The following is a 24,468-nucleotide window of genomic DNA, read 5'->3' on the forward strand; positions in this document are numbered from 1 at the left end:
TGCATTATTATTTATCTTTATTGCATATTCTACTGCTCTTTGTCTCATTCTTAATTCTTCTGTTATTATTCTATTGCTTTTTTTTACTTTCTTTGTTATACTTTTCATTGAAAGGTTTCTCCTTAATTTGGTGTCCTAATCTTATTATAGCAGAAACCTTTCTTTTTTTATTTTTTTTGTTACATATGTATTATCTCACAACAAAATGTTTTCTAAATTATATTTTGTTAATATATAGAAAAAAGCCGTTGGTTAGACGGCCTTAAAAAGGAGTTATGAAGAAAAAGTTCTTATCTTTTTCTTTTGGTATGTTTTGATTATATACTATTAAACTTTGAATTATTCAGTGCAAAAACTTAGTGTTTCATTAGATGATTAAATTTCTAATTTTAAAACTCCACCATTTTCTATAATCACTGCTGGTTCATCTAACTTTTTACCGTTATGTTCTAGTATAGACATAATAGAACCATGTGCTACAACTAAGATAGTTGAATTTTCTCCATAAATTTTTTTTATTTCCTCAAGCTTATTTAAAGCTCTTGTTTTAACATCTTTAACACTTTCAAACCCCTCAAAAAAATCTGATGGAATAAAATCTTCTGAATATGTCTTATACTTTCTCCATAAATCTGCATACTTATTTTTCAATACTTCTATAGGTTGCCCCTCTAATACACCGAAACCAACTTCTCTAAATTCTGCATGTTCATTTCCATGGTTTTCTATTCCAAGTATTTCTAATATTCTTCTTTTAGTTTCAACGGCTCTTCCTAAATCACTACTGCAAACATAGTCAAAATGTATTCCTTTTAATTTTTCAGATGCTTTTTCTGGAGATTTATCATCAGGTAATAATGGCGAATCTTCCCAACCTTGTATTCTTTCTTCAAGATTCCATTCTGTTTTCCCATGTCTTACTAAATATACTATCATTTTTACCTCCAAAACTTTTAATTACTACTATTTTAACATAATATATCCCCCTTTACAAGTTTAGACAAATTTGTTAAAATGAAAAGAGAAAAGAGGTATACAATATGTTAATTTTAGCTATTGAAAGTTCTTGTGATGAAACTTCTGTTGCCGTATTAAAAGACGGTAAAAAAGTGTTAAGCAATGTTATTGCAAGTCAAATAGATATACATAAGGAATATGGTGGAGTTGTTCCAGAAATTGCATCAAGACATCATATAGAAAATATATTAACTGTTTACGATAAAGCACTTAAAGAAGCTAATTGTAAAATAAGTGATATTTCATACATAGCCGTTACCAACACACCTGGACTTATAGGGTCTCTTTTAGTTGGATTGATGTTTGCAAAAGGTTTAAGTTTGTCAAATAATATACCATTAATACCTGTAAATCACATTGATGGACATATTTTTTCAACTTTTATAGACCATGAACCAAAACTTCCTATGCTAACTTTAGTTGCATCAGGGGGACATACATCACTATATTTAATTGACGAAAACAAAGATTTAACTTTACTTGGAGAAACTCTTGATGATGCCATAGGAGAAGCTTATGATAAGGTCGCAAGAATATTAGGGCTTGAATATCCTGGTGGACCACTACTTGAAAAATTGGCAATTATGGGTCATAATAGTTTTGAGATACCAACTCCAAAAGTTTCAGAATATGATTTTAGTTTTAGTGGTATAAAGACATTTATTACCAATTATGTAAATAGAAAAAAAATGAAAGGTGAAGATTTTAATAAAGAAGATCTTGCAAAAACTTTTCAAGATAAGATTATAGAAGTTTTAATAGATAAGTTATCAAAGGCAAGTAAAGAAAAGGATATTAAAACTATATCTGTAGTTGGAGGAGTTTCAGCAAATAAGGCGATACGTAAAGCTATTATTGATTCTGAACATTTCAAAAATATAGACATAATATTTCCTAAATTTGAATATTGTACTGATAATGCTGCAATGATAGCCTCTGCATGTTATCATAAAAATTTAAGAGAAGAAAATATGTTTATTGATGCAATAGACACAAAAAGAAAAAAACAAGGAGGATTATAGATGGGTAATATCTTTATAATATTATTAATCTTTTTAATATTAATATATATCAAAATTAAAAAGACTAAAGCTAAAGATACAGAAGTTGTAGCAAAAAATAAGAATGGTGAGGTTAATGACATGGAAAAAGTAGAAGTAATAGACTTAGAAAATTCAGAACTTAGCATCAGGGAAATATTAAAACTTAAAAAGAATAAAATTGGAAGTTATAGAAACTATCCCAATCAAAGCTCATTAAGACAGATTTATAGAAAAAAGCCAAAATATTTAAATAGTAAATATACTTTTAGTGAAAATAATCATGATGAAGATAAATTAAAAGTTGAAATGTCTAAATATTTAATATTTGAACAACAAGAAGAAAAATATTTTAATAAAAGACCTCTTCCAGAACAATACCATAATAACGAGATAGTATTAATACCTAAAAATACAGACACTTTATTTACATATTGGGAAATTAGAGAAGATTTTTATTATAACCTAAGTAATAGTGCTAGATTAATTAATGAAAATCCTATTATAGTGCTTAAAAGCATAGACGGTGAAGAAAAAGTAAAAATACAAACTCATTCAAGAAATGGAAGTATGTATATTAATAATGTAGATTCTAATCAAGAATACATAGTTTATTTAGGATATTTAGATGAATTTGATAATTTCATAGAAGTTGCACATTCAACAGAAGCAAATGTTCCTAATCCATTACCATCTGAAAACTTTGATGTAAAATGGGGTATATCTGAAATAGAAAATATAAATGGATATCAAGTTATATCTTTTAGAAACGTTGATAAGAATAACATATCTTCTTATTTAGGATATCAACAAGAAGTTTTAGATAAAGAATTATTATCAGATGAAGAAATACAATCATTAGTAAGAGGAGAAAATGAATCTAGTCTATTAAATGGTTCTTCTTTCCAAGGATCTTCAAGAATTATATAAAAATAAAAAGGGGTATTACAAAAATGTATGCCCCTTTTAATATTAATTAAAATTTCCAAAATTATATTTAAAAAGTATAACCTAATTCTAATCCTGTTATAATTCTATCTTCATAACCACCAAATAAAGCAAGATTATATTTATCTAATAACTTAACTCCCACTAATCCTTTAGATGTTGCTGCAACATTTGCTTCTACGCTTTTGTCAATACCATCAACCTGTTTAATAAATACTCCTACTCCTAATTCCATTCCACTATAAACTTTAATGTTTCTAGCTACAGAATAATTAACCTCTCCCTTAAGAACTAGATTAACAGACCCTCTTCCTTGAGTTGTATTAAAATTTGGAATATTAGAAGCACCTCCTGTTAAATAAACTTTTGGTCCAACTGTAAAATCTACTTTTTTAGACATCTCATATTTATATTCTGCCATTACACCTATTGAAAAAATTCCTCCATGCCCAGTATTGCTATTATTACCACCAGTAATTTTTTTATGTTCAAAAGCATAATAAACAGCTCCCTCAAGTCTATATCTTTCATCTGCATTATGTGTAAAACTCGATAACCCTATAAGCATTAAAGATATTAATAAAATTCTTTTCATTTTCACTCCTTAATTAATTACTATTTTATTCTAATTAAAATGTATATCCTACTTCTAGTCCAAGTAATCCTTTAACATTTCCTGTATAGATTCCTATGTTATACTTATCTCTTATCTTAATACCTGTAGATATTTTACCTATAGTGGCTACATTAAACCCATCTCCAGACTTACCCTGAACTTTTAAATAACTAATCCCTGTTCCTATCTCTACTCCACTATATATTTTAAGATTTTCTTTTAACTTATAGTTAAGATTAGCTTCCATTCCTAAAATTAAACTAGATCTAACTTCAAAGTTTGTTTGAGTTTTAATAATTGAAACATTTGTAGTAATCTTAGGTCCAAAAGTAATATCAAATTTTGTACTCATCTGAGCTTTCCATTCTGGTAATACTGCTACAGATACTGAGGTCAATTCTGAACCTGTTGATTCTTTAGTTATAAGAGTACCTAAAGCTCCCTCCACCCTATATCTTGGTCCAGTTATTTTAATTACTTTTTTATTATTAGAGATTGTAGTAGAAATCCCATTTACCTTTTGTTTTGAATTGTTTTCTTTACTTGAAAATGAAATTAATCCAGTAAAAAATATTATTGATAATAGTATCTTTTTCATATCTTATTCCTTTCTTTTAAAAAGTGTATCCAGCTTCTACTCCCAATACTCCTTTAATAACTCCTGTATAAAGTGCAAAATTAAATTTTTCATTTACTTTTATTCCTAGTCCAAGCTTACTTATTGATGTAAGTTCGCCTTGTATATGAGGGTCTCCAGTAATTATAGGACCTTGAAATCCTACACCTAATCCTGCTTCTATAGAACTATATATTTTAAGGTTTTCTTTTACTTTATAGTTAAAATCAATTTCTCCACCTAAAATCACACTAGATCTTACTGTTGTTTGAGCATTAATATTAAATGCAACATTTAATGTCCCCTTAGGTCCAAATGTGATATCAAACTTTTCATTAATATCTGCTTTCCATTCTGGAAATACTGAAATAGAACTTGAAACAACTTTAGGTGATCTAAAAATTTTTTTATCTCTTAAATTCATAGCTCCTACTGCCATTTCTAATCTGTATCTTGGTCCACTAATGTTAGATGCAGATACGCTTATACTTATAATTGATAATGCTAATAATAACTTTTTCATTTATTATTCTCCTATTTTTTTATTTTCAATCTATTATACCCCCCCCCCGATATCTTTTGTCAATACATTAACTTTGTCAATACTAAAAAAGACCAACTTTTATTTAATAGTTGATCTCTATTTTATATTAATTTACTTAATAAATTCTTTTATTTCATTTACACTATCTATAGCATTATCGCTATAACCTATTTTGTCTATAAAGGCATGAACTTCTCCTGCATATCTTATTCCTATTGAATTTACACCATTTTCCTTAAGTCTTTTATGAAAATATTCTGCTTCTAATCTTAAATAATCATATTCTGATGTAAACATTAATGTTCTAGGAAATTGTTTAAGTAAACTATCTGGTGCATTAATTTGAGAAATATAGTAATTTCCCTTAGTTTCATTAGTTTTAATATATGTATCTTTAACAAATAAGATGATGTCTCTTAATTCAGTTATTAATGATTTTATTAAAGGAGCATCAATATTTGTATTATCTATATCATATTCTTTCATGTCCCATATAAAGTCATCTCTACAGTTATCTTCTAAGTCTATAAGTAAAAAAGGATAATAAAGTATTAGTCCATCAGTTATCTTAGTTTTTTCTTCTATATCTTTAATACATACTGAACATGCAAGTCCTCCACCTGCACTATCTCCACTTAAGTAAATATTTTTATATTTATTATCAAAATATTTAAGTATAGCATATCCCTCATTTATAGCTGTAGGATATGGAAATTCTGGTGCTAATGAATAATCAACAGAAACTACAGTTGTACCTGTTTGTTCTGCTATATATTTACAACTATTATGAACTATGTCTGTTGAACCTCCAAAATATGCTCCACCATGGAAATATATTATTAATTTATCTATATTTTCTAAATTTTTTGAATATTTTACTATTCTAATACCATTTACCTTTTCAATGTCTATTTTAATATTAGTAGTCGTGATATCTGTATTAAGAATACAAGCTGCTGCTCTCATTTTTTCAATATTTGAAGAAAATTCTCTTGATTTTATTTTTTCTACTTCTTTAAGTCTTAATTCTTCTATAAATTTTACTTGAGGAGAAAGACTCCCTATTTTATATTCATCTATCTTAGGTCTTCTTATATCCATAATTCTTTCTAATCCCACTTTCTATATTATTTAATAAATTCCCTTATTTCATTTACACTATCTATAACATTATTATTATACCCTATTTTAGTAATAAAGGCATGAACTTCTCCTGCATATCTTATTCCTATTGATTTCACACCATTTTCCTTAAGTCTTTTATGGAAATATTCTGCTTCTAATCTTAAATAATCATATTCTGCTGTGAAAATTAATGTTTTAGGAAATTGTTTAAGTAAACTATCTGGTGCATTAATTTGAGAAATATAGTAATTATCTTTCGTTTCATTAGTTTTAACATACATTTCCTTAATAAATGGCATTATATCTTTTAAATACATTATTGTAATTAATGCTTCTGTATTTTTTTCATCTACATGATATTCTTTAATATCCCAAACAAAGTCATCTCTACAATTATCATTTAAATCTATAAGTAAAACTGGGTAATAAAGGATTAAACCTTTTGATATCTTACTCTCTTTTTCTATATCTTTAATACATACAGAACATGCAAGTCCTCCACCTGCACTATCTCCACATAAATAAATATCTTCATATTTATTTTCAAAATATTTAAGTATAGTATAACCCTCGTTTATAGCTGTAGGATATGGAAATTCTGGTGCTAGTGAATACTCAACTGAAATTACAGTAGCATTTGTTTGCTCAGCTATATATCTACAACTATTATGAACTAAATCAGTAGACCCTCCAAAATATGCTCCACCATGGAAGTATATTATTAATTTTTTCATATCTTCTGATTCTCTTGAATATTTAACTACTTTTATACCATTTATATTTTCTACATCATTTTTAATATTTGTAGAAGTAATATCAATATTTGGTGCCCACATTTCATCTCTTAATTTTTCAAGCCTTGAAGAAAATTTTTTTATTTCTCTTTTTTTAGATTCTTTAATTCTTAATTCATTTATATACTTTACTTCAGGAGAAAAATTTCCCTCTATATATTCTTCTGATTTAGGTTTTCTTATATCCATTTATATCCCTCACTTTTAAAATATTAGTATATTAATGCAAAAATTAAGGATTTACAGGTGTAAATCCTTAATATCTTATTATCTATGTAACTCATATGCTCTTGACATTCTTTTAATATCATTTATTACAAAATCTGCAAGTTCTGAAAAAGTCTTATCCATACCAGAAACTAATTCTCCAGTTTCAAATTTTTCAGCTATTTGTTCTTTTAAACTATCTAAATCATTTTTATATAATAAATCTATTAATACATTTAAATATTCTGGCATATCAAGAATTTCTCCTTTATAATTAGAGAATGTTATTTTTTTATTCTCTTCAAAATAGTATTTTAAATAATTTAAATTCATAGTTCCAATTTGATTTTCTGTAATAGTTCCTCTTTCATACACATCATAATCTATATTTTCCCTATATATTAATCCATATATTCTATAGTATTCATCTCTACCAAATTTTTCAATTAATTCCTTAATTTTAAAATTTTTAGGATAATTTTCTGTTAAAAAATTTAATAATTCTCCATTTTGTTCGCCAATTTCTATGTCTCCATATTTCCATTTTTCATCTTCAAAAGTATACGTTCCTCTAACATATATCTCATCTAACTTTTCTAATAATATTTCATCTGTTAAATTAATTTTATCAGAATTTTCTCTATGTGTTATAATACTAGTTCTAAATTGTGTATTTCTTAAAAAATCATAATATTGTTCTTTTGCTATCCTATTTTCACCACATTCATTATTGATTGCATTTTTAATTTCTTGACTAAAATTAGGATAAGAATTAGACATACTACTATCTACAACATGAATTAAATCATATTTCCCTAACATTTTATAAAATTCATAAAAATACATAGGATCATTATATTTTTCAAAATATTCGTGGTATAAATAGTGAGAATCTTTATCTAATACATTTTCTAAAACTGACTTCATATTTTCATCAACTATAGAATTATTTAAATAAAATCTAATCGCACTTTTACCTATTTCAACCTTATCTTGGTCATTTACATTTACTAATCTATCATTTAAATTTTCAATACTAAATAGCATTAAATCTCTAGCAATATCTATTCTCTTCCAACCCGGATATGTGTTATATGAAATAACTGCTACACCATTTTCTGTCAAACTTGATTTAACAACTTTTAATATAGCTTCCTTTACTTCATCGGGTACCCAAGAAAATACTCCATGACAAATTATGTAATCAAACTTTCCAAACTCATTATTATATTCTAAAATATTTTTATGATAAAGTTTAATATTTTTAAGTCCTATTTTTTCTATTATTTCATTTCCCTCATCAATTTGTACTTTAGATAAATCTAATCCAATAATTTCTGAATCAGGATTTGAAATAGCTATGGGAATAATATTTCCACCAAAAGAGCAACCTATTTCTAAAACTTTCATTTTATTTAAATCAGTAGTTTCAAAACTTAACATTTTCATTATAGTTTTTAAATATAATGGTTGGCATTTTTTAAAACTTTTGGATATATATGGAATAGAATCGTATGATTTTTCTAACTCTTTTATGTCATTCATAATAACCTCTAATCTATACTATATAAAATGTCTAGTACTTCTTTTTCAAATACAGTTAATTTTTCTAATGATTTTTCTTCAACTAAATCTTTTACATAAACATATAGTTTGATTTTAGGTTCAGTTCCAGATGGTCTTAAAGTATACCAACTTCCATCATCGTATAAGAATTTAATAGCATCTGTTGGCTCAATTTCACATGGTGATATTTCTCCAGTTTCAACATCAAATACTGTTTGTGCTTTATAGTCTGTTATTTCTTTAAGTTTAGCATCACCTATAGTTCTTGGGAATATTTCTCTAAACTTAATCATCATTCTTTTAATTCTTAATGCTCCCTCCATACCCTCAAGTACTACTGAAACACCTTTTTCTTTATAGTATCCAAACTCTTCAAATAGTTCATTTAAAACATCTATTAAAGTCTTACCATGTTTTTTATAGTATGCTGCCATTTCTGTTAGCATAAGTGCAGATGAAACACCATCTTTATCTCTTAAGAATGTCCCTATATTATATCCTATACTTTCTTCATAACCGAAGATATAGTTTTTTTCTTTACTTTCTTCATACATATTAGCTATAGCACATATATTTTTAAATCCTGTAAGTACATTAATCATTTCTATTCCATATTTGTTAGCTACTGCTGTTCCCATTTCTCCTGTAACTATAGATTTAACTATTACTGGATTTTTAGGGAAAATATTTTTTTCTTTCATAGTTGATACTATGTAGTTGATTAATAATACTCCTGTTTGGTTACCATTTAAAGCAACTATTTTACCATTGTGCATAACCTCAACTGCTAATCTATCACAGTCTGGATCTGTTGCAATTAATATATCTGCATTTTTTTCAAAAGCTAATTTTTCTGAATATTCAAAAGCAGCTAAATCTTCTGGGTTAGGATAAACTAATGTAGGGAAAGTTCCATCAGGCATTTCTTGTTCTTTAACTACATAAACATTTTCATATCCTTTTCTTTCTAAAACTGTTCTTACAGGAATATTTCCAGCTCCATTTAATGGTGTATATACTAACTTAATATTCATATCTAACTCATCATTAGATCTTAAAGATGTATTCATAACTTCACTATAGAACGCCTCATCAATTTCTTTCCCTATAATTACTAATAAGCCTTTTTCTATAGCTTCTTCTTTAGTTAAAGTTATATACTTACCAAAAATATCTAATTTAGAAATTTCTTCAAACACTGCATCAGATATTACTGATTTAATTTGAGAACCCTCTTCCCAATATACTTTATATCCATTATAGTTTTTAGGATTATGACTAGCCGTAATATTTACACCTGATATTGTTTTATAATATCTAATAGCATATGAAAGTTCTGGTGTAGGTCTTAAGCTTTCAAATAAATATGCACGTATACCATTACTAGCCATTACTAAAGATGCGATAAGTGCAAATTCTGGAGAAAATATTCTACAGTCATGTGCAAAAGCCACTCCTCTATCCATAGCTTCTTGTCCTTCTTTTTTTATAACATTAGCTAAGGCTTGAGTTGCACGTGCTATTACATATTCATTCATTCTATTAGTTCCTGCACCTAATTTCCCTCTTAGTCCAGCTGTACCAAATTCTAATTCTTGGTAAAATCTATCTTCTATGTCTTTTTCATCATTTGCAATTGATTCTAACTCATTTCTTAAATCTGAATCTAAATTTTCATTGCTTAACCATTTATTATATTTATCCATATAATTCATATTACTATTACTCCTTTTTATTATAAATAATTTGCTGGGTTTACATAATTTACGCCTTTTCTTACTTCAAAGTATAAGTTAGGTTCTTTAGTTATACTATCTCTACCTAAAGTTCCTATAGTTTGACCCTTACTTACTTTAGCTCCACTTGCAACTCTTACTGAAGAAAGATTACCATAAACTGTTATAAAGTCTCCATGGTCTATCATAATTACTGCCCCTAGCCCTTTAAGTGAACCAGAATATAGGACAACTCCACTATCAGAGGCTTTAACTGCTTGACCTAAACTTCCACGTATTTCTATACCTTTACTTGTAATACCTTTAGTCTTTTCTTGACCATATGCAACTACTATACTTCCATTAATTGGCATAATAAATTTACCTGTACCTTTAGGAACTACAACTTCTTTAATTTGTTCTGTTTTCCCTTTATTATCACCACTAGGCTTATTTTTCTTATCAGTTTCTGCTTTCTTTCTAGCATCTTCTTCTCTTTTTTTAGCTGCTGCAATTATTGCATTAATTTGTTGTTCTAATTTTTTCTTTTCTGCTATTAAACTAGAGTTAGTTCTTTCTATCTTCTTATTTTCATTTTTTAAACTATCTTGAAGAATTTGTAAATTTTTAACGGCTTTATCTTTATTAAGCTTAGCTTTTCTTAATTCTGCCCTCTTATTTTCAAGTTCTAATTTCTTTTTCTCTACTTTTTTAGCTTCTTGTTGTGTTTTATTCTTTAATATTTCTTCATTTTTCTTATGAATTTCTTCTTGTTGCTTATACTTTTCAATTTTCTTAATATTATTTTGCCCTTGTTCTAATACTTTTATTAAATCATTAGTTTTTTTTGCAGACTCTGAGGAAAATGTATTTTTTTGAAACACTTTAGCATTATACACTTTATTCCATGTATTAATCTTATTTGAATAATCTGTTTTCCCCTCATTAATTTTTTTGCTACTTTCTTCAATCTTTCTTATACTTAACTTAATTTCTTTCTCACTTTTACCTATTTCTTTAAGTAAAGCTATATATTCATTTTGAATAACACTGTATTCTCTTTGTAATTTAGAAATTAAAGTATCTAATTCCTGTATTTCTTTTTTTATAGCTGTTTCATCTTTTTTAGCATTATTTATTTTACTATTATTATTATTTATCTTATTTGTATTATCTTTTACCTGTTTATCAATTTGATTTATTCTATTCTTATTCTTATCAAGATTATTTCCAAAAGATGCTAAAGATAAAAGTGAAAGAAAAAGTACAATCTTTTTCTTCATATTATTGCTCCTCTCTTAAATCTTGAAAATCTTCCTCTATTTCTTCCTTAATTTCTTCTACTGCCTGATTTTTACATTCTTCATTTTTATTTTTTTCATAATATTTAATATTGTAATATCTATTTAAGAATAAATAGTTAATAACAAATACTAATGCTATTGTAATTAATAAAACTACTAATAAGAAATTAGTTTCTTTTCCTAAAGTACTAAATCCTTGTACAGCTGTAGTTCCTTTAGCTTTTTCTATTAATCCTACTATAGCTCCTCTAATTTGAACATATATGAAATAGCTAAACCCACCAGAAATTAATACTGCTAATACTGATTCTAAAAAGAATGTAGTTTTAATAAATTCTTTAGATTTACCCTCTAATAGACTTTCATATATTTCTCTTTTTCTTGTTTTAACTGTAAGTCCAACTATATTAAATATTATCATTACAGAGAAAATAATTAAGAAAATTATTGCATATTTAATAAAATAGTCTAAAGCTGAACTAAACATTACTGTTTGATTGACAACCTTTGCTCTTAAATCTATGCTTGATACTTCACTTAATTCACTTAATTTAGTATTTAATTCATCTATATTAACATCTCTTTTTAAATGCACAAAGAAAGCATCTTCTAAAGGATTAGGTTCTGAACTTAAATCTACATTTAATTCTTTTTCTAAAGATTTTAATGCAACATCTTTAGATACAAATCTTAATGAACTAACTCCATCTAAATTTAAAACTTTTTCTTGTAAAGATTTCTTTTCCTCATCATTTAAATCGTTGATATATAGGATAACTTGGTTTGCTTGTTCTTCTTTTAATCTGTATAAATCAGCATTTAATGCTCCAAATACAAAAATATTTATTAATGTAAAAATTAGTATAAATGTTGTAACTGCTGAAAAAAATGCTCCTTTTTCAGCTTTAATATTTTCTTTAACCCCACCAAATAATTTACCTGTCATTTTTTCCTCCTACTTAAATATTTTCAAGAACTAATTCCACTATTCTTTCAGCTCTTAAACGATATTTGTCTAGCATTACATTTCCATCGGCACTTTGTCCAAACATATCATTAATACCGTGTTTAATTACTTTAGTTGGATGATTTTCAGAAAGGTATTCACTTACAGCCCCTCCAAGTCCACCTACTATTGAATGCTCTTCTGAAGTAATGATAAACTTACATTCTTTTGCTGATTTTAAAACAGTTTCTTCATCTAAAGGTTTAATAGTAGACATATTAATTACTCTAGCACTTATTCCTTTTTCTTTTAATATTTTTTCTGCTTTTAAAGCCTCATTAACTAATAGTCCTGTTGCAATAATTGCAACATCTGTTCCCTCTGTTAATGTAGTTGCTTTACCTATTTTAAATTCATATTCATCAGTATATATATCTGCAACTGGTAATCTTCCAAGTCTTACGTATACAGGCCCTTGATACTCAGCTGCTGCAAATATCATTTTTTCTGTTTCTGTAGCATCTGCTGGTTGTAAAACTACCATACCTGGAATTACTCTCATTAATGCTATATCTTCTATTGATTGATGTGATCCACCATCTTCTCCTAAAGAAATTCCTGCATGTGTTGGACATATCTTAACATTTAATTTAGGATATGCTACTGAGTTTCTTATTTGATCATAAGCTCTTCCAGCTGCGAAAATTGCAAATGTTGATGCAAAAGGTATTTTACCAGTAGTTGCTAACCCTGCTGCTGTTCCTATCATATTTGCTTCTGCTATTCCTAAATTAATATGTCTTTCAGGAAATTCTTGATTGAAAAATGTAGTCATAGTAGATTTTGATAAATCGGCCTCTAAAACTACAACATCTTTATTTAATTTACCTAATTTAACTAACGCTTCTCCGTATGCTTGTCTTGTTGCTTTCATTTTTTCCTCCTACTTTAACTCTTCTAAAGCTTTATTTAATTCTTCAAGATTTGGTGCTTTACCATGCCAACCAGCATTATTTTCCATAAATGAAACTCCCTTACCTTTTGAAGTTTTAGCAATAATTACTGTTGGTTTTCCTTTAACTTCTTTTGCTTCTTTTAAAGCTGCTCTAATTTCATCAAAGCAGTGTCCATTAATTTCTATTACATGCCAATTAAATGCTCTATATTTATCTGCAATAGGTGTTATTGGCATAACATCTGATACCTTACCATCTATTTGTAAGTCATTGTAATCTAAAAATGCAACTAAGTTATCAAGTTTAAAATGAGCTGATGACATAAATGCTTCCCATATTTGTCCCTCTTGCATTTCTCCGTCTCCTAATATAGCGTAAACTCTATAATCTTCTCCAGAGATTTTAGCTGAAATTGCCATACCTTGTGCTGCTGATAATCCTTGTCCTAATGAACCAGTAGACATATCAATTCCTTGTAATTTTTTTAAATCTGGATGCCCTTGTAAAGGTGAACCAAATTTTCTAAGTTCTGTTACTAAACTCTTATCAATATATCCTCTTTCCATTAAAGTTGCATAAAGTGCTGGTACTGCATGACCTTTACTTAATACTAATCTATCTCTATTAGACATTGTTGGATTTTTAGGATCTATATTCATTTCTTCAAAATATAGCACAGTTAAAATATCTGCTATTGAAAGTGACCCTCCAGGATGTCCTGATTTTGCGTGGTATATCATTTCCACTATGTTTCTTCTAATACTTTTTGCAATTTCTTTTAATTCATTTTTTTCCATTTTACTCCTCCAATTATATTTCACTTTTCTTTAAATAATAGCTCACAAACGATATAACTAAAAATACTATTGCTATTGCTAAAGTAATCATTACTCCAAGTCTAGTTGCTCCACCTTTTCCACCTATAGAAAGTACTAAAGTTGTAGTTACTATTTGAAGTAATAATGCTAGTTTTAAAAATAGCCCTTGTATTCCAAACATCATACCCTCAACACTCACATTATATTTTTCATAAAGTTTTGTTGATATTTCACTAAGCATAGCTGGTGGGAATATGAATGCTGATCCACTTACCCCTGCACCTACTATTGAAAACATTAAAAAGAATACTAATTTACTTTTTTCTCCTAAAAAAATTAGTCCCAATGTCCCAAATATTATTAATGCTAAATCAAAAAGCATAATCTTTCTATAATCAAATTTCTTACTTAAAAATTGAGTTACAGGGAAGAAAATTGCTGATACAGCAAATAATATAGTTGTTGGTGTACTAGCTGCTTTTTCACTTTGTCCTAATATTACAGTTACATAGTATAATACAGAATTTCTAATAATATTAAATCCTGAAAAGAAAAAGAAAAATCCTATGAAATATAGCATAATTTCTTTATTCTTTAAATATGAGAAAGCTTCTCTAAAATTATTTTTTTTCACATCACTCTTATTTTGATGTCCTACCTTATTTTCTTTTAACAGAAATATTGAGATTATAACAATAATAGCACTTAATACAGAAAATCCTGTAACCATTATTCTCATTGCCTTAATAAAGCTCATTCCAGATTTTATCATATTTGATAAAATAATAGGGCTAAATATTAATGGCACTGCTGTAAATATTAATCTAAATACTGATTGCATTGTAGAAAGATTTAATCTTTCCTCTTTATTTGATGCAAGATCAGGAATTAAAGCATTATATGGTCCTCCAACCAAAGTATAAGCTATAAAATATATACTCCCTATAAATGCTAAATAAAGTGTTGCAATTAAAGGTCCACTAGTAATAGGAAAGAAAAATGCTATCATAGATAAAGCTAAAGGAATTATACCAATTAGCATATAAAATGATCTTCTTCCTAAACGAGAAGTAGAGTTATCAGACATATATCCTACCACAGGGTCTGCTATAGCATCTACAAATCTCATAATTACAAATGCAATTGCCAAATATATAGGTGGCATTATTACACTAATTCCATAATCTGCTATGGCTTTTTCTGACGGTAGATAAAAATATTGTATCCATTGATTAAAAACTTGATCTAGCATAAAATATGCAACACCAAGTCCATAAAAAAAATATGTTGCTTTTGTCAATCTTTTAGACATAAATTTTCTCCTTTTTTTCTTTTCCCCTACACTGTATTTTATCACATTTTTATATAAATTCGCAACTTTTACAATTAATAAAAAAGCTATTAATGTAATTTAGAGGTTCAAAAGTAATAACAAACCTTAGAACCTCTATATTAATTATACCCTATTAATTTTAAAAATCAAAAAAATAACCTAATTGTTCAGCTTTATACACAGCCTCTTGCTTATTATTCACACCCAACTTAGAGTATATGTTATTTAAATGATTAAAAACTGTTCTCTTACTAATATATGCTTTTTTAGTAATCTCATCTATACTTTTACCCTTTCTTGCCATTCCAAGAATCTTAATTTCAGTAGGAGTTAGATTGCTATAATAATTGCTTTCAAATTTAATATTTTTAAAATATTTCCCACCTCTGCAAGCCATAGTTTAAACGGCTCTGCCTTTGGTGATGGAATAGATTGGATAATACGGAATATTCCCTGCATATCTGACACATCAGTAAGACGCATTTTTCCGTCTATTGCTTTCATTTTCAACTGCTTACAAATTGTAAGCAATTCACTTCCCTCTTCTTTTAATCTCTTTTTCATTATCCCAAACAGAACGTATCTCTTTATTTTCATATAGTTTTATTTCATTCATATTAACACCCTCCTTTTTAATATTATACCCTAAATTTATGATTTTGTCTTTTAACTGCATCTATACTTTTAAAATATATTTCCAAGCACATCTGCTACATCAGTCAGCCACATTTTTCAGTCTGTTAATTTCATTTTCAAAGTGTTACAATTTGTAACAGTTTCTTTTGATTTTTATTATATGATTTAATATTATTAAATATAAAAATAAACTAATACTTAAAACTATAAAATATTTTTATTCAGTATTAGTTTTTTCTATTTTTATATTATCTAATCTCACCTTTTTCAAAATAAAAGAATAAATATAAGCCCTAACTTAAATTTAAAAAATTTTGTATAGAATAAGTGTATTCCCACTTATATTGTAAATATATTCTTACATGTTGACCTTTTCTAAAAGCCTTAAATATTGGCTTTATAATCCCCTCATCTTCCATACTCTTATCTCTAATTATCTGATATTCCTTATTTATCATATCATATGGAGTAGCCTCATCTTTTTCAGATTGAAGTATTAAAGTTGGTACTTTACCCAATATTTTTGATAATCTTAGTTCATTTAATTTACCGTCTATTTTAAAATTAAATCTTGTAAGAGGAAAAGACATTATTGCATAAGGTATTTTAAATCCTAAAAATAGGGCATGATGTAATATTGTTTCTTTAACATTTGATACTGGAGAATCTAGTATCATTTTTAATATTTTAATATCTTTTTCTTTAAGTTCTTTTTCATATAAGTAAGGGACTAATGCACTTCCCATACCACCTTGAGAGAAACCATAAAGTATAAAATCTTTAGTATTAAATTTTTCATTTAACATTAACAAAGTATTTTTAATATCTTCAGCAAACCTATAACCAAATGCGGTTTTTGCCTCATCAGATTTTCCTGAATTTCTTAAATCTGGTATAAAAATATTGTATTCTTCATCAAGCTGCATATCTACAAATAGTTGTAAAAACTTCAAACAAAAAATTCTATTATTCTTTCTACCATGATTAATAACTATTGTTTTCTTTGCATTATCTTTTTTAATATACCAACCATAAAGATTGATATTAGCCGACATATATGCTATTTCTTCAAATTCCATGTCAAAAGAAAGAGGTGAATATTTTCCACAAATAAATCTATTTTTACTTTTCATTACATACTTTAAAGACTCTTCAAGTGTAACTTTCGGATATTTTTCTATTGTACTTAAAATATAGTCATCTAATAGAAACATATTTCCCTCCTATCTAATATAATATACATTTAAATTTTCTTTATCTCCTGTAAGTATTTCGTGAATAATAAAAGCATTTTTTTCTATTTTAATTAAATTAGAATCTATATTTTTTTCTATATCTTTCCAATTAACAAATATCTTAGGATTATTTAATTTTTTAAGATACTTAGCACCTTTTTCATTTATTCCCAACACCCTTATATATTCTATATCTCTATCTAAATTTATATCATTTTTTTCAATGTGTAAAAGTGTATTAAGAATTACCCTTTTTATTCTACTTTCTGTAAAATTTCTGCTTACATAAAGTGATAAAAATTCTTTCATATTAGTAGATTTTTTTATATATTTTTCTACCCTATTATACATACTATCATTAAAATCATATACTTCCATTAATTCAATCTTTGTTTTAACATTGAATACATACTTAAACATGTCAAATATTTTTTTATCAACATCTATCTTTTTATTTATAAGGTAAGGTAAACACGATTTAGGTACAAAATTTGATATATCACTATCAATATTTTTTCTTATCATAGTTGCAGATACTATATTCCCTTTACTTTCAACTTCGTTATATCCACTTCCTATCCTTTTTATACCACATGGCAATATATCAAATGAATTTCTCTCTATACTTTTTATATATGAAAGAGCAAGTATATTATTAGATTTATATACATCTTTAAATCCATATTCATTTAAAACTAATTCATGAGCTTTAATATATGAATTCCCCCTCTTTATATACTCCCTCAATTTTTCATGATATTTTTCTTCTTTTTGAACCTCATTTATTTTATAAATCTCATCAAAATTTTCAGTTTCAACACCAAATACTTGTACATTACAACCCATTTCATTTAATATTTTAACAGAATATTCACAAAAAATATCAGCATTTTGTATAGAATAGTATACTGGTAATTCAACTAAAATGTCATAATATTCCTCTAATGCTATTTTTGCCTTTTCAAATTTATTAAGAATAGACATTTCCCCTCTTTGTACAAAATTACCAGAAATCACACCTATTTTTATTAAAGGTTCTTGTTTAGATATTTCATTTATTTGATATTTATGTCCATTATGAAAAGGGTTAAATTCTGCTACTACACCTACTACCTTATCTCTCACTATTACTCCTATTTTTTTAAATTTTTTTCAACAAATCTATCTCTGTAATAAGCTCTTTTTATTGATTTTCTTGAAGAAATATTAATATTATTCTTAAATGCCTCATCAATTATCCAGTTAGGGTTTCTAAGTAAGGCTCTACCTACAGCAATTAAGTCTATTCCTAAATCTCTAATTGCAAATTCAGCTAAATCAAAACTATCTATTTGTCCAACTGCAATAACAGGAAGATCAACTATTTGTTTAATTGTTTTTGCAAAATTTAATTGATATCCTGGATAAAATGAAAGTATTCCCTCATTTACAGTTCCACCACTACTTACATGTATGATATCAATATTTTTTTTGAAATCTATTAATACCTCTGCTAAATCTTCAGGGCTATATCCTCCCTCTGCCCATTCATAAGCAGAAACTCTAACACCTATTACACCCTTAAATTCTTTTCTAACTTCATCAAGTATTTCCCCTAAAAGTTTTGCCCTATTTTTTAAACTACCCCCATATTCATCTTCTCTATTATTAGAAAAACTTGAAAGAAATTGATTAATTAAATATCCATGTGCAGAATGTAATTCTAAATAATCATAACCTGCCAGCTGAGCTCTTTTTGCAGATAATTTAAAATCATTTATCAAAGATAATATATCTTCTTTTTCCATTTTTCTAGGTTTATTAAAGTAATCACTAAAAGGAATATCTGAACTTGATAATATATCTCCATTTTTAACTAGACCTTTTCTACCGGCATCTCCTATCTGAATACCTATTTTACTCCCTAATTTATGTACAGTATCTACTAATTTTTTCAACCCCTCAACATGATTATCAGACCATATACCAAGATCTTGTTCGCTAATTCTACCGTCTTTTCTAACAGATGTAACTTCTTGTATAATTAACCCTACATTTCCTATGGCTCTTGCACCATAATGAGCTAAATGAAATTCATTTACATATCCATCTTCTGCTTCATAAACATCCATGGGTGGCATTACTACCCTATTTTTCAATTCTAAATTGCCTAAAACATATTTTTCTAATAATTCCATTAATATCTCCTTCCCTTTATTTATCTACCTAAAGTATAGCATAATTTTACGTTTTTTGATATAATAGAAATGTTTATGAAAGGAGATTTTTAAAATGGAATATATTTTAGGAATTTACAAAAACGGTAAGTTTTTCAAAGAAATTAAACTAAACAAAAAAAATGATAAATATATATATAAATGGGCAAAAGTAGATGTTGCATCATATTTTTTTACTATAACTAAAGTAGAAAATGGTAATAGAGAAAATTTTAATATTACTTACAATCATACTAGTCCATTTGCCTCTGAATTTAGAGCCTATGCAGATAGCAAAAGTTCTCCTAAAACTATTTCTGGTATACAATCAGGTATAGATATATTAGTAGAATTTAATCCACAAGATTTTAGTTTTTTATTGCAAAAGAAAAAGTTTATAAAATTTAATGTAGACATATCTAAATTTGGACTGTATAAGCCAAAAATATTTGAAATATCTGGAGATTTTAACAATTGGTGTCCAGAAACAGAACCTATAAATCACATAAAAGATAATATATATGAGGTTATATTAAATATAGAAAATGGATTTTATGAATACAAGTTTTTAATAGACCATAATTGGTATCCAGAAAAGAATGAAATTTTAGTTGTAGGAGAAAATGGAAATCTTTTTCCAAAAGGGGAATTAGGTAATGGTAATTTTGTTAATGAAATTAGTAAAAATATTAATACTGGAAGTAAAATCTCAGCTATATTACATGACAAAAAAAAGTTAATCTATTTCAATAAAATCACAGAAAAAGAATTTGAGATTAGCATTAGAACTCAAAAATCTGATGTGGAAAGAGTATATATATCAGTAATTCCTTACACTAAAGAGGGAAAAGGATTAAATAGAATATATGAGCTTGAAAGATATATTGATTATACTAACTCTTTTGACTATTTTAAAAGAATGCTTACTTTTTCAGAAGATGTTGAAAGTTTTGAATATTTTTTCATACTTGAAGATGGTGGAATAAAAAACTACTATGGAATAAATGGACTTGAAGAAACCTTAAGTAAACCCTTAATTTATTCTAAAAAAGAAAATGAAGATATTTTCTATATCCCTTACTGGTCAAGGGAAGCTATATGGTATAACATATTTCCGGATAGATTCTATAATGGAGATGTGTACAATGACCCAATATTTAATGAGTTTGCACCAGAAAAATTTAAGAAAAATTCAAATTATGAAAGTAAATTTGTTAAAAACTACAAATGGAATAACAATGAATATGCTTTAGAGTTTGAAAGAAATAGATGGTGTTCTGATTTTAGTGAAAGAACTAATTGGGAAATACATATGGAATCAAACATTGATTACCCACTTAAATATGCAAGAATGTATGGTGGAGATTTAAAGGGTATAAAAGAAAAAATTCCATACCTTAAAAAATTAGGTATAAATGCAGTATGGTTAAATCCAGTATTCTACTCTTTTCAAAATCATAAATATGGTGCTAATGACTTTAGGCATATATCTCCTGATTTTGGTACTATTAGAACTAGTGGTAAACTACATAATGTATATATAGACCCCAAAAATGAATATGGTAATAAAAGCTACCTTGATGTACTTGGCAAAAATTCTGTTAATAACTCTGAACTTGAATTACTTGAAGTTAATTTAACTGGAGAAAATAAAGGGAAAAATGGTTATCTTGAAACAGATGACCCTAGTACTTGGGTGTGGACAGAATCTGATTTAATAATGGTAGATTTAATTAAAGAATTACATAAAAACGGTATTAGAGTAATATTTGATGCTGTATTTAATCATAGTAGTAATTATAACTTTGCATTTAACTTAGCTCTTGCAGATGGTAAAAATTCAAAATATGCAAATTGGTATAAGTTTAATGATTATTCAAATTATACAGAAGTTACAGAAAATATGAGTGAAGAAGAAGCATATAACACTGTTAATCTTAATAGAAAAAATTTAAGATATAACGGGTGGGCTGGGTTTGATACCTTACCTGTTTTTGACAGTTTTAATGAGGAATGGAAAGACTATATTTTCAATATTACAAGAAAATGGATGCTAGGTCCTGATGGAAAAGAACATAGTAATTGGCAAGAAGATGACGGTATAGACGGTTGGAGACTTGATGTACCTAATAATCTTGAAAATCAAATGTTTTGGAAAGAATGGCGTCATGTTGTTAAAAAATGTAAAAAGGAATCATATATTACTGCCGAACTTTGGTCTAATGCTGGAGATGACATTAACTCAGGAGATAAATTCGATGCCGTAATGAATTATGAATGGCTTAAAGCCGTAATAGGATATTTCATTAACCAAGGTAAAGATTTTAATGACAGCTATAAGCTAAATGCCGAACAATTTTTATTAGAATTAAGAGAAAAAAGAACATGGTATCCACTTCAAGCTGTTCAAGCTTGTCAAAACTTGAATGGGTCTCATGATACCGATAGACTTTATTCAAGAATAGTAAATGATAAAATAGGTAGAAATTTAGAAGAGGGGAAACAGTATGAAAAAGGGTATAATATTATTAGACCCGATCTTGCTGGAAACTATCACCCAAATACTACCATTGATTGGAAAAATTCTACTATTAAACCAAAAGATATATTAAAATTAATATCTATATTCCAAATGACTTACATAGGAGCTCCTATGCTTTATTACGGAGATGAGGTAGGAATGTGGGGAGCTACAGACCCATATTGTAGAAAACCTATGCTTTGGGATGAATTTTGGTATGATGATGAAAGAAATACTTCATATGTTAATAATGGTGAAATATATTCTCAAAAACCAGATATGGACTTATTTGAATGGTATAGAAAAATCATTAAAATACGTAAAGAGCATAAATCTCTTGTATATGGTAGAATAAAACAAATATATTTTGATAATGAAAAAGATATTATTGCATATGAGAGATATGATAAGGAAGAAAGTATAATAATTGTGTTAAATAATAGTTTTCAAGATCATAATGACATTATTATTACATCTTTCCATAACTCTAAAACATATCTTGATTTATTATCAGGTAAAAAAATTAAAAGTGATGTTAACGGTAAAATGAAATTTGATATTAAAGCTAAAAAAGGATACATATTTTATTTATCAAAAAGGGAATAAGTAACAAAAAGCAGAAATATATCTGCTTTTTTTATATTAACCTATTTTTGTTTAATTTTTATGATTAGAATTTATCAATTGTAGAATCAATTTATATTTGTTCCAAACATAAAAAAGTAATGAACATACATTTTTTGTATTTTTTATTATATATTCAATCAAAAAAAGTTTAACTCATCAATCATTTAACAAATAAATTATTTCTAAATATGTAAATTAAATGCATAATTACAATATAAACAATATATTTCTTTATTAAACTAAATATATTACCACTTCTATGATTATTTACTAACCTAGTTCCATTCTCTCCTTTTTCAGAATTTATTGTTACACTCACTTCTGTTGTATTTGTATATGATAGATATCATCGCCAAAAATGCTTTTAAATTATTTTTTTAATTTATTAATTTTCGTAATATAAACTTTTGTTGAAGTATATTTAATAAGATTTACTACATAACTCCATTTTATCTTATTTTTTAAATAAAAAAACAGTAGTCTCAACTACCGTTTAGAAAGTATATCCTGCTTCTATTCCAAGCATACCTTTAATATTATTTCCTAAATAAACACCTATATTATATTTATCATTTATTTTAACACCCACAGATATCTTGCTTATAGTTGTAAGTATAGTTTTATAAGTATTAGCATTCTCTATTGAAATCCCTACTCCTGTTCCAATTTCTACTCCTCCATATACTTTCATTTTCTCTTTTATTCTATAATTAAAATTTGCTTCTGCTCCTAAATTTAAATTAGGTTTATATATATAAAGACCTTCAAAAATACTAAATGAAAAATCTAACGTAACTTTAGGTCCAAATGTAGCATCTATTTTTTCATTAACTTGAACTTTCCACTCTGATAATAATGATATAGAATTTGAAATAAATCTATTATTCATATAGATATTTCTTTCTTTACTACTTAAAATTCCAAAAGCTCCCTCTAGTCTATATCTTGGTCCACTTATTTTAACAGAAGTAAATTTTCTAGTAGGAATTTTATTTTTTGAATTACCAAACGAAAATAATCCAGTAATTAGTATTAATAACAATATTTTTTTCATATATTATTCTTCTCCCTTAAAATGTATATCCTGCTTCTATTCCTAACATCCCTTTAATATCACCTGTATAAAGGGCTATATTAAACTTATCCTTTATTTTAAATCCAAATGATATTTTACTTATAGATGTAAATTCTGGTATCTCAAAATGTAAATCTTCTCGTTCATAAAATATTTGGAACCCTATTCCTATACCTGATTCTATCCCAGTGTATATTTTAATATCTTTTCTTATTTTATAATTTAAATCTGCTTCTACACCAAAGATTAAACTAGGTCTTATTGTTGGCTTAAAAAACCGACTATGATTAAGAGCTACATTTAATGTCATTTTAGGGCCAAAAGTAACATCAAATTTTTCATTAATTCCAATTTTCCATTCTGGTAATACTGAGATTGAACTTGAAGAAAATTCAAAACTTCTAAATTTCTCATTTTCTCTACCACTAATAGCTCCTTGAGAAATTTCTAACCTATATCTTGGTCCAATAACATTATTTGAAAATGAAATAAAGCCTAAAAATGATATTATCAACAACAATTTTTTCATTTATTATTCTCCTATTTTAATTATTTATCAGATTAATTATACACCCCCCCCAACATATTGTCAATAAAAAATTTTAATATATATAATATTCCTAAATTCCAAAAG

Annotated in this window: 24 protein-coding genes; 3 read left to right on the plus strand and 21 right to left on the minus strand. The window is 26.8% G+C overall.

Features of this window, described 5'->3' with window-relative positions; genetic code table 11:
- Nucleotides 1–375: 375 nt before the first annotated feature.
- Complete coding sequence (locus BT993_RS04675; RefSeq protein WP_072593463.1) at nucleotides 376–936, minus strand: histidine phosphatase family protein; 561 nt, start codon at nucleotides 934–936, stop codon at nucleotides 376–378.
- Between the two features lie 104 nt (nucleotides 937–1,040).
- On the opposite strand from BT993_RS04675, the gene tsaD reads away from it, so the two are divergent.
- On the plus strand, nucleotides 1,041–2,039 hold the full coding sequence (gene tsaD / locus BT993_RS04680; protein ID WP_072593464.1) for a tRNA (adenosine(37)-N6)-threonylcarbamoyltransferase complex transferase subunit TsaD: 999 nt from the start codon (nucleotides 1,041–1,043) through the stop codon (nucleotides 2,037–2,039).
- The gene (locus tag BT993_RS04685; protein WP_072593465.1) at nucleotides 2,040–2,987 is read left to right on the plus strand and encodes a DUF4912 domain-containing protein; all 948 of its coding nucleotides are present in this window, start codon (nucleotides 2,040–2,042) and stop codon (nucleotides 2,985–2,987) included.
- Between the two features lie 67 nt (nucleotides 2,988–3,054).
- On the opposite strand, the gene BT993_RS04690 is transcribed toward BT993_RS04685, so the two are convergent.
- From BT993_RS04690 to BT993_RS04770, 18 genes are all read right to left on the minus strand, one after another.
- The gene (locus BT993_RS04690) at nucleotides 3,055–3,600 is read right to left on the minus strand and encodes a hypothetical protein (protein ID WP_072593466.1); all 546 of its coding nucleotides are present in this window, start codon (nucleotides 3,598–3,600) and stop codon (nucleotides 3,055–3,057) included.
- A gap of 34 nt (nucleotides 3,601–3,634) precedes the next feature.
- On the minus strand, nucleotides 3,635–4,219 hold the full coding sequence (locus BT993_RS04695; protein WP_072593467.1) for a hypothetical protein: 585 nt from the start codon (nucleotides 4,217–4,219) through the stop codon (nucleotides 3,635–3,637).
- Nucleotides 4,220–4,235: 16 nt separating this feature from the next.
- Nucleotides 4,236–4,760, minus strand: a complete 525-nt coding sequence (locus BT993_RS04700; RefSeq protein WP_072593468.1) for a hypothetical protein — start codon at nucleotides 4,758–4,760, stop codon at nucleotides 4,236–4,238.
- Nucleotides 4,761–4,892: 132 nt separating this feature from the next.
- Nucleotides 4,893–5,882, minus strand: coding sequence for an alpha/beta hydrolase (locus BT993_RS04705; RefSeq protein ID WP_072593469.1), 990 nt, complete (start codon nucleotides 5,880–5,882; stop codon nucleotides 4,893–4,895).
- A 26-nt stretch (nucleotides 5,883–5,908) separates the two neighbouring features.
- Nucleotides 5,909–6,889, minus strand: coding sequence for an alpha/beta hydrolase (locus BT993_RS04710; RefSeq protein WP_072593470.1), 981 nt, complete (start codon nucleotides 6,887–6,889; stop codon nucleotides 5,909–5,911).
- Nucleotides 6,890–6,967: 78 nt separating this feature from the next.
- Complete coding sequence (locus BT993_RS04715) at nucleotides 6,968–8,452, minus strand: methyltransferase regulatory domain-containing protein (protein WP_072593471.1); 1,485 nt, start codon at nucleotides 8,450–8,452, stop codon at nucleotides 6,968–6,970.
- A gap of 8 nt (nucleotides 8,453–8,460) precedes the next feature.
- A complete protein-coding gene (locus tag BT993_RS04720) occupies nucleotides 8,461–10,188 on the minus strand; it encodes a phospho-sugar mutase (RefSeq protein WP_072593472.1) in 1,728 nt (575 codons plus the stop codon).
- 20 nt (nucleotides 10,189–10,208) lie between these two features.
- Nucleotides 10,209–11,471, minus strand: a complete 1,263-nt coding sequence (locus tag BT993_RS04725) for a murein hydrolase activator EnvC family protein (RefSeq protein WP_072593473.1) — start codon at nucleotides 11,469–11,471, stop codon at nucleotides 10,209–10,211.
- Between the two features lies 1 nt (nucleotide 11,472).
- The gene (locus BT993_RS04730; RefSeq protein ID WP_072593474.1) at nucleotides 11,473–12,438 is read right to left on the minus strand and encodes a cell division protein FtsX; all 966 of its coding nucleotides are present in this window, start codon (nucleotides 12,436–12,438) and stop codon (nucleotides 11,473–11,475) included.
- Between the two features lie 13 nt (nucleotides 12,439–12,451).
- Entirely contained in the window at nucleotides 12,452–13,372 is a 921-nt protein-coding gene (locus BT993_RS04735; RefSeq protein ID WP_072593475.1) for a transketolase family protein, read from the minus strand.
- Between the two features lie 9 nt (nucleotides 13,373–13,381).
- Nucleotides 13,382–14,191 carry a transketolase gene (locus BT993_RS04740; protein ID WP_072593476.1) on the minus strand — a complete coding sequence of 270 codons (810 nt, stop codon included), beginning with the start codon at nucleotides 14,189–14,191 and terminating at the stop codon, nucleotides 13,382–13,384.
- 13 nt (nucleotides 14,192–14,204) lie between these two features.
- Entirely contained in the window at nucleotides 14,205–15,524 is a 1,320-nt protein-coding gene (locus tag BT993_RS04745; protein ID WP_072593477.1) for an MFS transporter, read from the minus strand.
- A gap of 160 nt (nucleotides 15,525–15,684) precedes the next feature.
- Nucleotides 15,685–15,849 carry a LuxR C-terminal-related transcriptional regulator gene (locus BT993_RS04750; protein ID WP_244147550.1) on the minus strand — a complete coding sequence of 55 codons (165 nt, stop codon included), beginning with the start codon at nucleotides 15,847–15,849 and terminating at the stop codon, nucleotides 15,685–15,687.
- Between the two features lie 26 nt (nucleotides 15,850–15,875).
- The gene (locus tag BT993_RS04755; protein WP_208600510.1) at nucleotides 15,876–16,109 is read right to left on the minus strand and encodes a BRO family protein; all 234 of its coding nucleotides are present in this window, start codon (nucleotides 16,107–16,109) and stop codon (nucleotides 15,876–15,878) included.
- The gene (locus BT993_RS07445; protein ID WP_208600511.1) at nucleotides 16,078–16,221 is read right to left on the minus strand and encodes a hypothetical protein; all 144 of its coding nucleotides are present in this window, start codon (nucleotides 16,219–16,221) and stop codon (nucleotides 16,078–16,080) included. Before BT993_RS07445 ends, BT993_RS04755 begins: the two co-directional genes overlap by 32 nt.
- A 253-nt stretch (nucleotides 16,222–16,474) precedes the next feature.
- Complete coding sequence (locus BT993_RS04760; RefSeq protein WP_072593479.1) at nucleotides 16,475–17,395, minus strand: alpha/beta hydrolase; 921 nt, start codon at nucleotides 17,393–17,395, stop codon at nucleotides 16,475–16,477.
- A gap of 9 nt (nucleotides 17,396–17,404) precedes the next feature.
- Nucleotides 17,405–18,541, minus strand: a complete 1,137-nt coding sequence (locus tag BT993_RS04765; RefSeq protein WP_072593480.1) for a nucleotidyltransferase family protein — start codon at nucleotides 18,539–18,541, stop codon at nucleotides 17,405–17,407.
- Nucleotides 18,542–18,549: 8 nt separating this feature from the next.
- Entirely contained in the window at nucleotides 18,550–19,593 is a 1,044-nt protein-coding gene (locus BT993_RS04770; RefSeq protein ID WP_072593481.1) for an oxidoreductase, read from the minus strand.
- A gap of 94 nt (nucleotides 19,594–19,687) precedes the next feature.
- On the opposite strand from BT993_RS04770, the gene BT993_RS04775 reads away from it, so the two are divergent.
- Nucleotides 19,688–22,738, plus strand: coding sequence for an alpha amylase N-terminal ig-like domain-containing protein (locus BT993_RS04775; protein ID WP_072593482.1), 3,051 nt, complete (start codon nucleotides 19,688–19,690; stop codon nucleotides 22,736–22,738).
- Nucleotides 22,739–23,252: 514 nt separating this feature from the next.
- Here the strand turns inward: BT993_RS04775 and BT993_RS04780 are convergent.
- Nucleotides 23,253–23,813, minus strand: coding sequence for a hypothetical protein (locus tag BT993_RS04780; protein ID WP_072593483.1), 561 nt, complete (start codon nucleotides 23,811–23,813; stop codon nucleotides 23,253–23,255).
- A 16-nt stretch (nucleotides 23,814–23,829) separates the two neighbouring features.
- Entirely contained in the window at nucleotides 23,830–24,363 is a 534-nt protein-coding gene (locus BT993_RS04785) for a hypothetical protein (RefSeq protein WP_072593484.1), read from the minus strand.
- Between the last annotated feature and the right edge of the window lie 105 nt (nucleotides 24,364–24,468).

This window comes from Streptobacillus ratti, assembly GCF_001891165.1.
Taxonomy (GTDB): Bacteria; Fusobacteriota; Fusobacteriia; order Fusobacteriales; family Leptotrichiaceae; genus Streptobacillus; species Streptobacillus ratti.

What these genes read in the sequence shown, in the direction of transcription:
- BT993_RS04675 (WP_072593463.1), bottom strand. Translation starts at nt 936, where the DNA reads ATGATAGTATATTTAGTAAGACATGGGAAAACAGAATGGAATCTTGAA.
- tsaD (WP_072593464.1), top strand. Translation starts at nt 1,041, where the DNA reads ATGTTAATTTTAGCTATTGAAAGTTCTTGTGATGAAACTTCTGTTGCC.
- BT993_RS04685 (WP_072593465.1), top strand. Translation starts at nt 2,040, where the DNA reads ATGGGTAATATCTTTATAATATTATTAATCTTTTTAATATTAATATAT.
- BT993_RS04690 (WP_072593466.1), bottom strand. Translation starts at nt 3,600, where the DNA reads ATGAAAAGAATTTTATTAATATCTTTAATGCTTATAGGGTTATCGAGT.
- BT993_RS04695 (WP_072593467.1), bottom strand. Translation starts at nt 4,219, where the DNA reads ATGAAAAAGATACTATTATCAATAATATTTTTTACTGGATTAATTTCA.
- BT993_RS04700 (WP_072593468.1), bottom strand. Translation starts at nt 4,760, where the DNA reads ATGAAAAAGTTATTATTAGCATTATCAATTATAAGTATAAGCGTATCT.
- BT993_RS04705 (WP_072593469.1), bottom strand. Translation starts at nt 5,882, where the DNA reads ATGGATATAAGAAGACCTAAGATAGATGAATATAAAATAGGGAGTCTT.
- BT993_RS04710 (WP_072593470.1), bottom strand. Translation starts at nt 6,889, where the DNA reads ATGGATATAAGAAAACCTAAATCAGAAGAATATATAGAGGGAAATTTT.
- BT993_RS04715 (WP_072593471.1), bottom strand. Translation starts at nt 8,452, where the DNA reads ATGAATGACATAAAAGAGTTAGAAAAATCATACGATTCTATTCCATAT.
- BT993_RS04720 (WP_072593472.1), bottom strand. Translation starts at nt 10,188, where the DNA reads ATGAATTATATGGATAAATATAATAAATGGTTAAGCAATGAAAATTTA.
- BT993_RS04725 (WP_072593473.1), bottom strand. Translation starts at nt 11,471, where the DNA reads ATGAAGAAAAAGATTGTACTTTTTCTTTCACTTTTATCTTTAGCATCT.
- BT993_RS04730 (WP_072593474.1), bottom strand. Translation starts at nt 12,438, where the DNA reads ATGACAGGTAAATTATTTGGTGGGGTTAAAGAAAATATTAAAGCTGAA.
- BT993_RS04735 (WP_072593475.1), bottom strand. Translation starts at nt 13,372, where the DNA reads ATGAAAGCAACAAGACAAGCATACGGAGAAGCGTTAGTTAAATTAGGT.
- BT993_RS04740 (WP_072593476.1), bottom strand. Translation starts at nt 14,191, where the DNA reads ATGGAAAAAAATGAATTAAAAGAAATTGCAAAAAGTATTAGAAGAAAC.
- BT993_RS04745 (WP_072593477.1), bottom strand. Translation starts at nt 15,524, where the DNA reads ATGTCTAAAAGATTGACAAAAGCAACATATTTTTTTTATGGACTTGGT.
- BT993_RS04750 (WP_244147550.1), bottom strand. Translation starts at nt 15,849, where the DNA reads ATGGCAAGAAAGGGTAAAAGTATAGATGAGATTACTAAAAAAGCATAT.
- BT993_RS04755 (WP_208600510.1), bottom strand. Translation starts at nt 16,109, where the DNA reads ATGAAAAAGAGATTAAAAGAAGAGGGAAGTGAATTGCTTACAATTTGT.
- BT993_RS07445 (WP_208600511.1), bottom strand. Translation starts at nt 16,221, where the DNA reads ATGCAGTTAAAAGACAAAATCATAAATTTAGGGTATAATATTAAAAAG.
- BT993_RS04760 (WP_072593479.1), bottom strand. Translation starts at nt 17,395, where the DNA reads ATGTTTCTATTAGATGACTATATTTTAAGTACAATAGAAAAATATCCG.
- BT993_RS04770 (WP_072593481.1), bottom strand. Translation starts at nt 19,593, where the DNA reads ATGGAATTATTAGAAAAATATGTTTTAGGCAATTTAGAATTGAAAAAT.
- BT993_RS04775 (WP_072593482.1), top strand. Translation starts at nt 19,688, where the DNA reads ATGGAATATATTTTAGGAATTTACAAAAACGGTAAGTTTTTCAAAGAA.
- BT993_RS04780 (WP_072593483.1), bottom strand. Translation starts at nt 23,813, where the DNA reads ATGAAAAAAATATTGTTATTAATACTAATTACTGGATTATTTTCGTTT.
- BT993_RS04785 (WP_072593484.1), bottom strand. Translation starts at nt 24,363, where the DNA reads ATGAAAAAATTGTTGTTGATAATATCATTTTTAGGCTTTATTTCATTT.